11 protein-coding genes are annotated in these 13503 nt (G+C 58.0%); 6 read left to right on the top strand and 5 right to left on the bottom strand.

What is annotated here, in order from left to right; genetic code table 11:
• Positions 1–555: 555 nt before the first annotated feature.
• Together APH41_RS12005 and APH41_RS12000 are read left to right on the top strand one after the other, a co-directional pair.
• The gene (locus tag APH41_RS12005; protein ID WP_054919143.1) at positions 556–1752 is read left to right on the top strand and encodes an SEC-C metal-binding domain-containing protein; all 1197 of its coding nucleotides are present in this window, start codon (positions 556–558) and stop codon (positions 1750–1752) included.
• A 595-nt stretch (positions 1753–2347) separates the two neighbouring features.
• Positions 2348–3067: an META and DUF4377 domain-containing protein gene (locus APH41_RS12000; protein WP_256220278.1), complete on the top strand. Its 720-nt coding sequence runs from the start codon at positions 2348–2350 to the stop codon at positions 3065–3067.
• A gap of 436 nt (positions 3068–3503) precedes the next feature.
• On the opposite strand, the gene APH41_RS11995 is transcribed toward APH41_RS12000, so the two are convergent.
• The gene (locus APH41_RS11995; RefSeq protein WP_034127534.1) at positions 3504–4445 is read right to left on the bottom strand and encodes an aromatic alcohol reductase; all 942 of its coding nucleotides are present in this window, start codon (positions 4443–4445) and stop codon (positions 3504–3506) included.
• Positions 4446–4541: 96 nt separating this feature from the next.
• On the opposite strand from APH41_RS11995, the gene APH41_RS11990 reads away from it, so the two are divergent.
• The 4 genes from APH41_RS11990 to APH41_RS11975 all read left to right on the top strand — a co-directional run bounded on the left by APH41_RS11990 (position 4542) and on the right by APH41_RS11975 (position 8602).
• Positions 4542–4991 carry a helix-turn-helix domain-containing protein gene (locus tag APH41_RS11990; protein WP_034127533.1) on the top strand — a complete coding sequence of 150 codons (450 nt, stop codon included), beginning with the start codon at positions 4542–4544 and terminating at the stop codon, positions 4989–4991.
• Between the two features lie 122 nt (positions 4992–5113).
• Entirely contained in the window at positions 5114–5722 is a 609-nt protein-coding gene (locus tag APH41_RS11985) for a LysE family translocator (protein WP_034127532.1), read from the top strand.
• Between the two features lie 944 nt (positions 5723–6666).
• Positions 6667–7650, top strand: a complete 984-nt coding sequence (locus APH41_RS11980; protein ID WP_052199968.1) for a GlxA family transcriptional regulator — start codon at positions 6667–6669, stop codon at positions 7648–7650.
• Positions 7651–7687: 37 nt separating this feature from the next.
• Positions 7688–8602 carry an ADP-ribosylglycohydrolase family protein gene (locus tag APH41_RS11975; RefSeq protein WP_034127530.1) on the top strand — a complete coding sequence of 305 codons (915 nt, stop codon included), beginning with the start codon at positions 7688–7690 and terminating at the stop codon, positions 8600–8602.
• A gap of 3 nt (positions 8603–8605) precedes the next feature.
• Here APH41_RS11975 and APH41_RS11970 read toward each other — a convergent pair whose 3' ends face one another.
• The 4 genes from APH41_RS11970 to APH41_RS11955 all read right to left on the bottom strand — a co-directional run bounded on the left by APH41_RS11970 (position 8606) and on the right by APH41_RS11955 (position 13501).
• Positions 8606–9853: an FAD-binding oxidoreductase gene (locus APH41_RS11970; RefSeq protein ID WP_034127617.1), complete on the bottom strand. Its 1248-nt coding sequence runs from the start codon at positions 9851–9853 to the stop codon at positions 8606–8608.
• 2 nt (positions 9854–9855) lie between these two features.
• On the bottom strand, positions 9856–11427 hold the full coding sequence (locus tag APH41_RS11965) for an aldehyde dehydrogenase (NADP(+)) (RefSeq protein ID WP_034127529.1): 1572 nt from the start codon (positions 11425–11427) through the stop codon (positions 9856–9858).
• A 162-nt stretch (positions 11428–11589) separates the two neighbouring features.
• Complete coding sequence (locus tag APH41_RS11960; protein ID WP_054919134.1) at positions 11590–12537, bottom strand: dihydrodipicolinate synthase family protein; 948 nt, start codon at positions 12535–12537, stop codon at positions 11590–11592.
• Positions 12538–12574: 37 nt separating this feature from the next.
• Positions 12575–13501, bottom strand: a complete 927-nt coding sequence (locus APH41_RS11955) for a 4-hydroxyproline epimerase (protein ID WP_054919133.1) — start codon at positions 13499–13501, stop codon at positions 12575–12577.
• Between the last annotated feature and the right edge of the window lie 2 nt (positions 13502–13503).

Raw genomic sequence — 13503 nt, 5'->3', positions numbered from 1 at the left:
TATTGAGTCTCCTCTAGATCTATTGGGCATCCAGGCTTTCGAAAAGGAAGAAGTCCTGCAATATGCTCATCTTTGTCAGAAAGTAGATCCTCAATAAGTTTCAGTTTGACATCTTGTCTGGTCGTGGGCTGCGCTGGGTCGGCACGGCACTGAAAAGTGCGGAGATCAGTTCCGCAATCCACGCTGGAGACCTTGAAGGGCCTAGCCTACAGGCCTTTAAGAATCACGATAATGCGGAACTAAAAAATCGTTAACTATCTGATTTGTAGTATAAAAGTTATGGATTGCAAATCCGCCTACGCCGGTTCGATTCCGACCTCGGCCTCCACTCTTAAAAGCTCCGTAGATTAACGTCTACGGGTTTTTTTGTTGTCTAAAAAAATTGCGAAATTTCGAGTTATTACCGTGACGTTTACGCTCGGATTGGGTATGGTAGCGCTACGCCATTATCGGCGAAAATAAGCCGAAAAAAGTAGGTCTACGCCTGGCTTTCGTTATCACTTGGCTTTAACCGTTTCGTTTGTTGTGTAATAGCTTCGAATTTAAGGAGAGACAATGCAAAGGAAGTTTTTGTCAGATGAGTGCCCAAATTACAAGTGCTTGGAGATGTATTTGGCGCAGGGCAGATTTGGAGATTTGCCAGATGAAAAATTGCATAAATTGCAGCATGAACAGGCGAATAATAAAATTGTATTTGAAGAGATGCGGAGTAAAAATATTGAGCTGTTTAAGCTCGATACTGAAAATGTAGCAGAAAAAGTTTTACAGGATTTAGCAGGGCTTGCACTGCCCACTAGATATGATAGTCCGTGGGGGTATCAGCAGATAAGTTTGTTGATTCAGAAAGTAAAGGGGGCAGCTAAAGATTTGGGTCTTGAAGTGGGACTTTTTCCACTCCATGCAACGCTGCCGACAGGCCAAGTTAATGCGATGGCCGTTAACCTGCCGTGCTCTTCGAAAGCTTTTTTGCTGTTTGATCCGGAGCTATTAACTTTCTGCAATATTCTCTCTAAGTTATATGCTCAATGCTTGACGGCTAACGTAGAGTCTCGTTCAGGGAATAAAAAAATTTTACGAGCGGTCATTGAGAGCTCGCCGGAAATCCCTATTCGGCTAAAGGGTGTGCTTGAAGCGTTTGTCAAGACGGGGCGGCCGGGTACCTCCCCACCTTTTTCCGTTGATACGAGCAGTATTCGGTTGAGTAATATCCTCCGTACTAGCATGGAGGTTTTTGTTGTTGCTCATGAGTTTGGCCATGTGTATGCAGGTCATTTGAGTGAGTTACTTTCTAAATTGCATATGGCAGCGCCTGTAATATCCTTACCGACGTCCCATGTTCAGGAATTTGAAGCAGATTATTTCGGTTTGGTGCTTACGGTCTTCGCACTCAAAAAAGAAGGTTATGAACTTCGCCATATTTTGGGGGCGATTAAGTTATTTTTTTCGAGTTTGGATCTCGCAAAGCGTTACGCTGATTTTAAGGCTTACGGAAGTAGCCGAAAGTTTGTCAGTGAGGCGAGCGACACGCACCCTTCAAATGAAAGTAGAAAAAAAGCAATCGATGAAGCGATCGAGAGTTTCAATGCTGAGTCTGACGATTTAGAATTGGCGCAGCAGTTCTACAGCTTGATAGATGAGTCGACTGATTTGCTCTGGTGCGCCATGACCTCAAAGGCAAAAAAAATTGGGAGTAATGATCTATGTCCCTGTGGTTCGACGAAAAAGTATAAGAGATGCTGTCGAGTTAAATGACAACTAGATAACAGCGTGTACCTTGTTTTGGGGGGCGGAGAGGGGCGAAGTCAGAGAGAGGTTTTTATACGAAAAGCTCTTTAGGGTCGCTCTGATTCAACTTGATCGCTGAGTTTGATGTGCTCAGTAAGCAACGGTTTCCCCTGACTAGAAACGATCGACAGTAAGACGGTTCTCTATCCCAAATATTTCGAGTCGTGAATTTGAGTCAAAACATGGCCATTAATCAACGCGGGATCTCTGATTGACGTTTAGAGAGCGCATTCGGTAATGAGCTTGCAAGGTCTCTCGAAAATTCTGGGCGGTTCATCACTTGCACTCTCATTCCGTGAAACTGAACGAAGCAAATGATGTCCGATTGCTATCGGCCAAGGACGAGGTCTGCCAAGCACGCATTGGGTCTATGCTCAGTAAGGTCTCAAGCGACCTCCTCACGCCGTTTTAGCCGCGCGCTTATCCTGCCAGCGCAGGACGCCCGCACTCATCAAAGCTGACAGAGTGACCCATGAAACAAAAAATTCTTCTTGTAGCCGTGTGTGCTGCACTCATCCAAGGCTGTGCCGCCCCTTCCAAAAGCCATGAAGAATCACCTTCGATGCCGACTACCTCAGCCGCTGTAGCCAAGCCAACCTTATCCGCTTACGACTGGAACCTGGTCTCGGCAACGGACGCGTCGGGCAAGCCTCTTGTGGCGATGAACAAAGGCATCGAGCGCAAGTTGCGCGTTGCCTTCGGTGACAAGAACCTGAGCATCAGCGGTGGCTGCAATCGTCAGTTCGGCGGCTTTCACTATCAGGACGGGGTTCTGAAGGTTCAGCCACTGGCCTCTACGCTGATGGCCTGTGACAAAAGCCTGATGGACCTTGATGCCCAGGTAGGGCGGCTGTTCAAGGGTGAGCTGCGCGCTGTGATCACCGGCGATAACGTGGCGCCGATGCTGCAACTGACGACAGCGGATGGCTCGGTGCTCAAGCTGCAAGGCGAGGCCACCCCGCAGACCCGCTACGGTAGCGAGGGCGAGGTCAAGTTTCTGGAAGTGGCGGCCAAGACGGTCAAGTGCAGCCATCCTTTGATCCCAGGTTATCAGTGCCTGCAAGTGCGCGAGCGTCGCTATGACGACGCGGGCCTGCAACTGGCGACCCAAGACACCTGGCATCCGCTGTACCAGCCTATCGAAGGCTTTGTGCATCATGACGGCGTGCGCACTGTGCTGCGGGTCAAACAGTACGAATGGAAGAATCCGCCAGCGGATGCGCCTTCGACGGTCTACGTGTTGGATATGGTGGTCGAGCAGGACGCTTCTGGCAGCAAGTAAGCGAACACAAACCCCGTAGATCAGCGTCTACGGGGTTTTTTATTGCCTGTGATTTATGCGTGTTTTCGACGAGTGACACGTCTAGATCAACGGTCCTGGGTCGATCAGGGGTTGTCACGTGCGGATTTGCCGACTACCCTGAAAATGTTTGAATTATTACAAACAATTTCGGTGTGACTGTTTTTTAGGTCATACGGCTTCAGGACGAGGAACGAAAAATGTTTTCACATGAAGGTACTGCACTAGAGCTGTTGGTCTTGGTTTTTGGCGTCACTGGGTTATTGTTGATCGCCTGGTTTATTCACCATCAATACGAGCTAAAGTCGCGTAGGCATGTAAAAAAACAACATGTTTCTGGCCAGCAGCGTGAAGCTCAGAGCCGCTGACTGTCCCTTCACCCGTGCCAGCCTTTACGGCTGGCTTCAGCATCCGGTTTTCAATGGACTGCAAGGTTTTCCCGAGCCCACTGCTCAGCAGTGGTGACAGGAATCGATTGTTGCTCGTTGAACGTGGCCGCCTTAGGCCAGGCCACACCTTTGCCTTGTGCGAATACAGCACGGTACTTCTTGATGTGGTGCGTGGGGTCTTTTTCCAGTGCCTGCATGAGATAGTCAACCGTCCACACGTTGCGTTTGAACGGGCGATCCAGAACGCGTTCCAGCATGCTCGCAACCTGCCCATACGTGACGGTGTCGCCGGCGAGATAGACAATCTGATTGCGCATGCGCGGTTCGAAGAACACGATTTGCGCTGTCAGCGTACCGATGTCGTCCGGTGTCGTGAGCGTCACGCTGTTCTCGAGGCTGCCCAGGGCGTTCACTGTGTTGTTGTCGAAGTCGACGACCTCGAACACCGGCTCGAACAGGAAGCTGGTGAACATGCCTGTCGAGATGATGACCCATTCAGTGTTGTCCTGGGCGCGCAGCAACTCACGCACATCCAGTTGGGCATCGAACAGATCCTGGGGGCTGCCCCGGCCAATCACTTCGAAATCCACGCCAAACTGCCAGGGGAAGTAGCGCTTCACGCCGGATTTGAGTGCGGCGGTTGCCAGCTTCATCGGGGTTTCTCGGCCCGCGATCATGCCCGCGCAGCCGATCACGGTATCGAAGCGTGCGAAGACCTTGGCAAGTTGATCGATTGAGTCGTTCACCAGATCTGCGGCGACCATCTGGATGCCCAGGCTGCGCAGCTCATCGATGTCTGCCTTTTTCTCGGGCGCTTGAGTGTTGATGGTCGATTCCCTGAGTAATACGCTGATGGTGGAACCGGGCGCGCGTTTGGCCTCCCGCGCCAGGTTGCGCAAAACCGGCAGGCCGAGTTCGCCGGCACCTAGAACGAGGATCGATTGAGGGGGAAGTGGGGTCATTTCAGGCATGATTTCTCCGCAGACCTGTTGGCGATAAGATGAGCCCATGCTGGCACGATTCGGCAGCGCTCATAAGAAGGCACACGTGTGATACCAGGGGTAGAAATGACCGATCAGGAAACGCTCAGCCAGGCAGAAGTTATCTGCCAGTCGCTCAGAGAGGAGGACGATGGCGTCAGGCGTGAAGTCCTTGCTCATGCCGGTAGCCGCTGGGCATTGGGCATCCTGCATGCCCTGGGTGTGTACGGTGCAATGCGTCATGCCGAGATAAAACGACAGATGACGGGTGTGACTCAGCGCATGTTGACCAAGACGCTTCGTGCCATGGAGCGCGATGGTTTGTTGGTTCGGCGCGAGTTCGGTGAAATTCCTCCCCGCGTCGAGTACGAGCTGACGCCGCTGGGCAGGGAGCTTTTGATTCGCATGTCGCCTATCTGGACCTGGGTGGTGGAAAACGTGGAGGACTTTCGCAAGGCTCGGCGTATTTTCGACAGTCAGGAAGGCAAAAAACCGGCATGGCAGGTTCCCACACCGGTTCCCGATGCGCCTCGGTAAGCGCTACTTCTCGATGAAGGCTTTGCAAGTGTATGCCTCGATCCATCCCTAGCTGTACGGGGCGCAGCGCGCCATAACCCCCTACTGTCGCAGGCACATCACCACCGCTTGGATGCCGCGCCATGATCATGTCTACCAGCCTGTTATCAGCTTTCGTGCTGTTCGCTTTTGTCTCTTCGATCACCCCTGGGCCCAACAACACCATGTTACTGGCCTCAGGCGTGAATTTCGGCTTTCGACGTTCGATGCCTCATGCGCTGGGGATCAGCATTGGCTTCATGCTGTTGGTGATTTGTGTGGGGCTGGGCTTGGGCGAGGTGTTCAAGCTGTTTCCGTGGGCCTACACGCTATTGCGTTATGTCGGCGCCGCGTATTTGTTGTATCTGGCGTGGAAGATTGCCAATGCGGGCGGCATGTCTGATAACCCGGATGAACATGGCAAGCCGATGACCTTCCTCGGTGCGGCGGCCTTCCAGTGGGTCAACCCCAAGGCGTGGATCATGGCGCTGGGGGCGATCACTACCTATACGCCTGCCGAGGGTTATGTCACCAATGTGCTGGTGATCGCCCTGGTGTTTGCGGTAGTCAATTTGCCGAGCGTGTGTGTATGGGTGGGGTGTGGCAGCGGCTTGCGCAACTTGCTGCGTGAGCCGCGCTGGTTGCGGATGTTCAACTGGTCCATGGCCGGGCTGTTGGTGCTGTCGCTGTATCCGATGCTGTTTGTGGGCTGAGGTGGCGTAGGTAACGCGTTGACTGTCAGGCCGTCATCGCAGCATAGGTATCTACATAACTTCGGCACGACGCTAAATCTGTGGCGAGGGAGCTTGCTCCCGCGACGGCCTGGCAGCCGACACAGATATAACTGATGCGCCGCGATCCAATGTGGGAGCTGGCTTGCCTGCGATGACCATAGGTATCTATACAACTTTGCAAAGCACCCGTAGCAGCCGACGGTAACCACGATGCGAAGCGAGTCGCTCTTGATCTGCTTTTGATCTTAGGCGCCCCGTCAAACCACGCTGGAGGAGTACGGGCACACCCAGCCTAAGCGAGGTGCCGAGTGGTGGGGTAAGAGCCTTTTGCTTACTTTTTGGCTCTTTTCAAAAGTGAGCCGCTGTAAAAGCGGAACCCTAAGTGGCCGCTACCGCAGGAATGGATATGTACACGGTCCAACTGAGTTGACCGTCAGGCCGTCATCGCAGGCAAGCCAGCTCCCACATTTAGGTCTCGGGGCGTCAGGTAGATCACCGTCGGTTGGCAGGCCGTCACGGGAGCAAGCTCCCTCGCCACGATGCGGGATTAGACCGGCGAGATGGTCGCCAACATGCCGATGCCAATGGTCAATACCAAAAAGCCGAACAGGAAAATTGCCATCTTGGTCATAAGGCCTCCGAGGGGAAGGGGACGACAGGAGTGTCGGGATGGGGCTATTGTCCGCCTCAAGCGGTTTTCAATACAGGCGCAGATCGAAAAGAAAAAACCGTATCAGATCACCGCGCAGCGCCTGGGCCGTGGCTTTTCAAACGAACAGTTTTTATCAAGATCAGTGCAATGGCCGCTGCCAGCCTCGAGCGTCACCTGAGACAGGCACTGCATTTGCCCCTAAGATAGCCCCCACTGCACAACAATAAGCGTGGGCCGACCCTCGATGGAAAGACGCCAGTTCAGCGGTGGCATGCAAGGCAAGAACCTGCGCTACCTCAGTGATAATCCCCAGCAATCGACCTCGGTCACCCGTGTCGGTTTTTTGCTGCTCGAACACTTCTCCTTGCCGGCCTTTACCCAGACCCTCGACACGCTGGTGACCGCCAACCTGTTGCGCCCCGATCTGTTCGCTACGCGCACCTTCGGCTGGGGTGAGGGCGAAGTGATCAGCGACCTGGGCCTGGTCATTCGCCCGGATGCGAACCTGACGCTGGCGAGCTTGCAGGACTTGGACCTGTTGGTGATCTGCGGTGGTTTTCGCACCGAACTCAAGGCGAGCGAGCCATTTATCCAATGGCTGCGCAGTGCGGGTGAAGCGGGCGTGCGCCTTGCCGGTTTGTGGAACGGCTCGTGGTTCCTCGGGCGTGCGGGGCTGCTGCAGGGTTACCGCTGTGCCATCCACCCCGAACATCGCCCGGCGCTGGCCGAAGTGTCCAAGGCGGCGCAGGTCACCAGCGAGCCCTACGTGATCGACCGCGACCGCCTCACCGCGTCCAGCCCCTCGGGGGCTTTCCATATGGCCTTGGACTGGATCAAGAGCCTGCATGGCAAAGCCTTGGTCGAAGGCATCGAAGATATCCTGGCGTTCGAAGAGTCACGCTACCGCCGTATCAAACCCACTGAAAACATCTGTGTCAGCGCGCCGTTGCGCGAGGTGGTGAAGTTGATGGACGCCAACCTCGAAGAACCCCTGGAACTCGATCAACTCGCCGTCTACGCCGGCCGTTCCCGCCGCCAGTTGGAGCGCCTGTTCAAAGAACAGCTGGGTACCACGCCGCAGCGCTACTACATGGAACTGCGCGTCACTGAGGCGCGACGCCTGTTGCAGCACACCGAGTTATCCCAGGTGGATGTGCTGGTGGCGTGCGGGTTTGTCTCGCCGAGCCATTTCAGCAAATGCTACAGCGCGTATTTCGGCTATCGCCCCTCCAAGGAGAAGCGGTTGGTCAAGTAGCCTGGCGGGTGTAGCAAGATTTTCACGAGGAGTGGCAATGAATATCACGCTTTTGGATCGTTATCGCGGCAGCCTACTTGGGCTGGCGTGTGGCGATGCGGTAGGGACGACGGTTGAATTCATGCCCCGCGGCAGCTTTTCTCCCGTGACGGATATGCTAGGCGGCGGACCGTTTAGCCTCAAGCCTGGCCAATGGACTGACGATACCTCCATGGCTCTGTGTCTGGCCGAAAGCCTGTTGCGCAAAGGCGGTTTTGACGCGATGGACCAGATGGGACGTTATCTGAATTGGTGGAAGTGGGGTTACTTGAGTTCTACCGGAGAGTGCTTTGATATCGGCATGACGGTTCGCGAAGCGTTGGAGCAATTTCAGCAAAGTGGCAACGCTTTTGCGGGCTCAACGCATCCGTATTCGGCCGGCAATGGTTCGATGATGCGCCTCGCACCTGTCGTGTTGTTTTACTTTCCAGATAGGGCGGACATCCACCTGTTTGCCGAGCAAAGCTCGCGAACTACGCATGCCGCGCAGGAGGCTATCGAGTGCTGCCTGCTGCTGGCCGAGGCTATCAGCAATGCCCTGAGCGGTGTTCCAAAGAAGCAGGTGCTGAGTTTTTCCCACACCGCGCTGTTGGCCCCTAAGATCAAGGCTATCGCCTCTGGCGATTATCGCGATAAAACCTCTGCTCAAATCGTTGGCTCAGGTTATGCGGTGGCTTCGCTGGAGGCCGCATTCTGGTGTTTCGATCAGACCTCAAATTTTGCTGAAGCGATACTCGCTGCCGCCAACCTTGGGGATGACGCAGACACTACTGCCGCAATCGTTGGGCAACTGGCGGGGGCGTATTACGGCGTCCAGGCTATCCCTGTCGGTTGGTTGAACAAGCTATGGATGCGCGATGAAATCCAAGAAACGGCTGATGCGTTATTCAGCACTTCGCGCTTACCACGGTAAGGTTCAGAAACGATCTAGCCGATAAGGCTGTAGTTCTGGCACCCGCTCACCCGCAGCAAGTTGCCCAACCCACTCGGCCGTCACCGCCGCTTGTGTCAGTCCCAAATGCTGGTGACCAAATGCAAGCAGCACTTTGCCTTCGCACACCCGGTCAATGATCGGCAGCGAGTCGGGCAGGGAAGGGCGAAACCCCATCCAGGGCGTGGCTTCGCTGTCGCTCAAGTCGTGTTGGAACAGCCCTTTGCTCAACCGGTGCAACTGCCAGGCCCGTTGCATATTGGCTGGGCGGTCGAGGCCGGCGAATTCGACCGTGCCGGCCAGGCGCAGGCCACCGGTCATGGGCGTCATGATGAATTTGCGCTCCAGTGAAGTGACCGCGAAGGGCAGGCGCTGTTGTTCCTGGGGCAGCATCAGGTGGTAACCGCGTTCGGTGTCCAGCGGCACTTGTTTGCCGGTGAGAGCTGCGGTGAGTTTGGCCGAGTGGGCGCCGCAGGCAATCAGCACTTGCTGCGCTGTCAGTACGCCTTGGTCGGTCATCAGGGAAACGCCGCTAGCCTCCAGGCGTCCGTCCAGAACGCGCTGCTGAAGAAATTGCACCCCCTCAGCCTTGGCCGCGTTCACCAGTTCGCCAACCACCGTGTACGGGTCCAGAAAATGTCCGGTAGCGGGAAAGAACAAACCGCCTTGTATGGCGTCGCTCAGTTGCGGCGCAGCCTTGCGCACCGCATCGCCGCTCCAGAAGTCCACGACGACGCCTTGCTGCCGCATGCGTTGCTGCACTGCATCCAGTGCAGCGCGGGATTCGGCGCGCTCATACACCAACAGCGAACCGTCTTCACGCAGCAATGGCGCTTGCCCAATCGATTGCAGCAAGCGTTGCCACGCGCCCAGGCTGCCTTCGTTCAGCGCGCGAAGGCCGGCTACGGTGCGCTGATAACGCACTGGCCGCAGGTTCAGCAGCAGGCGAATAAACCAGGGCAGGGCGCGGGGCAGGTAGGTCCAGTCCAGGCGCAGCGGGCCCATGGGGTCCAGGAGCATGGCGGGCAAGCGCTTGAGGATCGACAGGTCGGCGATGGGGAACACCTGCTCCGTTGCCAGGTGGCCGGCGTTGCCGTAGGAGGCGCCCATGCCGGGTGCCTGCGGGTCGAGCACGACGACTCGGCGGCCTTGGCGTGCCAGCTGCAAGGCGCAGGCGACGCCGATAATGCCGGCGCCGACTACTACGATGTCTGCTTGCTTGGGATCGGCCATGATCATGCTTCTCGCTGGCCGTCGAGCAGGCGCCGCAACCGCAGCGGGTTGTCGTGCTGCAGCGCGGTGGGCAGCAAGGCGTCCGGGACGTCCTGGTAACACACCGGGCGCAGGAATCGCAGGATCGCCGCCGTGCCCACCGAGGTACTGCGCGCATCCGAAGTCGCCGGAAAGGGCCCGCCATGCACCATGGCGTCGCACACTTCTACGCCGGTCGGCCAGCCGTTCACCAGCAGGCGCCCAGCCTTGCGCTCCAGCACCGGCAGCAATGCCCGCGCCTGTGGCAGGTCGTGGTCATCCATGTGCAGGGTTGCGGTGAGTTGACCTTCCAGGTGCTCGGACACCTGGCGCATGTGCTCGACATCACGGCACTGCACCACCAGCGAGGCGGCGCCGAATACTTCGGCTTGCAGGTGTTGATTGTTCAGGAACGCCTCGGCCTGGGTCACGTACAGATGGGCCTGGCCCTGGTTCGGCCCGGTCGCTGGCAAGCCCTTGGCGGCGATGTGAGCGTGCTGGGCCAGGGTCTTCAGGCCGGTTTCGTAAGCGCTGAAGATGCCCGGTGTGAGCATGGTCTGGGACGGGCAACGCGAGAGCCGCTCACTGGCAGACTGAATAAAACGGTCCAGAGCGGCGCCTTGCAGGGCAATCATCAGGCCAGGGTTGGTACAGAACTGGCCGGCGCCTTGGGTCAGCGACGCGACGAATCCTTCGGCCAAGGCTTCGCTCCGAGCTTCAAGCGCAGCAGGAAACAGGTACACCGGGTTGATCGAGCTCATTTCCGCGTACACCGGGATCGGCTCCGGGCGTGCCTGCGCCGCTTGGCACAGGGCGATACCGCCACTGCGCGACCCCGTGAAGCCTACGGCCTTGATGCGCGGGTCGCGCACCAATGCGATACCCACCTCGTTACCCGCGCCGTAGAGCAGTGAAAACACACCCTCCGACAAGCCACAATCTTTGACCGCCTGGGCGATGGCGCGCCCCACCAGCTCGCTGGTGCCGGGGTGCGCGTTATGCGCCTTGACGATCACCGGGCAACCGGCGGCAAGGGCCGATGCGGTATCGCCGCCCGCCACGGAGAAGGCTAGAGGGAAGTTGCTGGCACCGAACACGGCTACCGGACCCAGGGCGATATGGCGCTGGCGCAGGTCGGCACGGGGCAGGGGTTGGCGCTGGGGCTGTGCGGTATCGACGCGCACGTCGAGCCATTCGCCCAGGCGCACGGTGCGGGCAAAAGCGCGCAGTTGCCCGCAGGTACGGCCGCGTTCACCTTCAATGCGTGCGCGAGGCAAGCCGGTTTCGGCGCAGGCGCGTTCGATCAACTCATCGCCCAGGGCTTCGATGTGGGTGGCGATGGTTTCAAGCAACGTGGCGCGATCTGCCAAGGTGGTTTCGCGGTAAGCGTCGAACGCGGCCCACGCCAGTGCGCAGGCCTGGTCGACGTGCTGCTCATCCCCGCCAGCGTAGGCGGGTTCCAGTGGGGTGTTGGTAGCGGGGTTGATGGCCCGGATCGCATCGCGATGGCCGCAAACCGATTGCTGACCGATCAGCATCTTGCCTGTCAGAGTCATGGGGACATCCTGGAAAAAAAAGAGGTGTTGTAGGCGCGAGCTTATGTGGCGAGCAAGCTTGCTTGCGCTGGGGTGCGAAGCGCCCCCAATAAAAGCCGGAGACTGCTGCGCAGTCAGCGGGAGCAAGCTCCCTCGCCACAGCAAGCTCGCGCCTACAGAAAATCAAACGACGTTCTGTTCGGCCGACCAGTTGGCATACCACTGACGGAACAGCGCGTACTGCTGCTCGGCATACCGGCGCTGGGCAGCGCTGAGCCCGTCGGTTTCGTTGAAGTGCAGGGCGTAACCCTGGTCGCCGTTGAGCACCATCAAATGCTTGTAATACAGCACCAGATCGCAACCCTCGTCGAACGAGGACAACACCGCCAGTGCAGCTTCCAGTTCGCGGGCCTGGCGACGCGCCTTGGCATCGCCCTTGGCGGCCTTTTTGCTCAGGGCCACCAGTTGCAGCACCTCGCGGGGCAGTGCATTGCCGATGCCGGTGATAGCGCCGGTGGCGTTGCAGTTGACGAAGCCGTGTACCACCTGGGTGTCGACGCCGACCATCAGGGTCACATCATCATCCTGGGAGGTGATGTTTTCGGCGGCGTAGCGCAGGTCGGCGGCGCCGCCGAACTCCTTGAAGCCGATCAGGTTCGGGTGTTCGCGGCGCAGTTCGAAGAACAGGTCGGCGCGGGTGGCGAAACCATAGTAGGGGCTGTTGTAGATCACCGCCGGCAGGTTGGGGGCGGCGTTGAGGATTGCTGCAAAGTGGGCCTTTTGCGCAGTGACCGAAGCCCCTCGGGACAGCACGCGGGGAATCACCATCAAACCATCGGCGCCGACTTTGGCGGCATGGGCTGCGTGGGATACGGCTTCACGGCTGTTCACCGCCCCCGTACCGACGATGGTCGGCACACCCGCAGCCACCAGGCGCGCCACGCCTTCCTGGCGCTGGGCCTCGGTGAGCAGCGGCCAGTCGCCCATGGAACCGCAATACACCACGGCACTCATGCCGATGTCGATCAGCTCGCGGCCCTTGGCCACCAGTGCGTCGAAGTTCGGTTGGCGCTCGGCGGTGCAAGGGGTCATCAGGGCGGGCATGCAGCCGGTGAAGATGTTGTCGCTCATGGTGCTAACTCCGGTTTCAGTTGAATGAATAATGGGCTCAGATGCCCCAGGCAAACGGGTCTTGTTCGTCGATCAGCAACGTGCTGTCGGCGGTCATGTAGGCGCGGCCGGTGATGAATGGACGTACGCGTTCGCCGTCCCACTCATAGCGGCCCAGGAACTGGCTGCCGGTGATGCTGGCTTGGACCCAGGGTTCTCCTGCGGCCAGTTTTGCGTCGGCGGCCAGGCAGGCGAGCTTGGCGCTGGTGCCGGTGCCGCAGGGGGAGCGGTCATAGGCTTTGCCGGGGCACATCACGAAGTTGCGGCTGTCGGCGTGGGCGTCGTCGGCGAACAGTTCGATATGGTCGATCAGCGCACCGTCTGCGCCACGGATGCCTTGGGCTTCGAGGGCGTTGAGCATGGCCCAGGTGTAGTCGTTCAGGGCCTCCACGTTGTCCATCTGCAACTCATGGCCGTGGTCCGACACCAGGAAGAACCAGTTGCCGCCCCAGGCGATGTCGCCCAGCACCACGCCATGCCCAGGCACTTCAACCGGCACCTGCTTGCGGTAGCGGTAAGCGGGTACATTGCGCAGGGTCACGCTGCCGTCGTCGTGCAAGGTGGCCGCGACCGGGCCGACCGGCGTGTCAAGGCTGTGCACGCCCGGTTGGATCAGCCCCAGGTGGTGCAGCGAGGCAACCAGGCCGATGGTGCCGTGGCCGCACATGCCGAGGTAGCCGGCGTTGTTGAAGAAGATCACCCCGCAGGTCGCCCCCGGCGTAACCGGCGCGCAGTACAGCGCGCCCACCAGCACATCGTTGCCCCGTGGCTCCAGCAGGCAGGCGCGGCGCCATTGATCGTGGTGGGTGCGCAGGTGCTCCAGTTGCTCGGCGATCGAGGCACCGACCAGTTCGGGAAAGCCGCTCATGACCAGGCGTGTAGGTTCACCGCCGGTGTGTGAGTCAATCACATGCAGCCGTTTCATAA

It is taken from the genome of Pseudomonas sp. NBRC 111138 (assembly GCF_001320835.1).
GTDB classification, from domain to species: domain Bacteria; phylum Pseudomonadota; class Gammaproteobacteria; order Pseudomonadales; family Pseudomonadaceae; genus Aquipseudomonas; species Aquipseudomonas paracarnis.
This window is presented reverse-complemented; position numbering and strand designations above follow the sequence as displayed.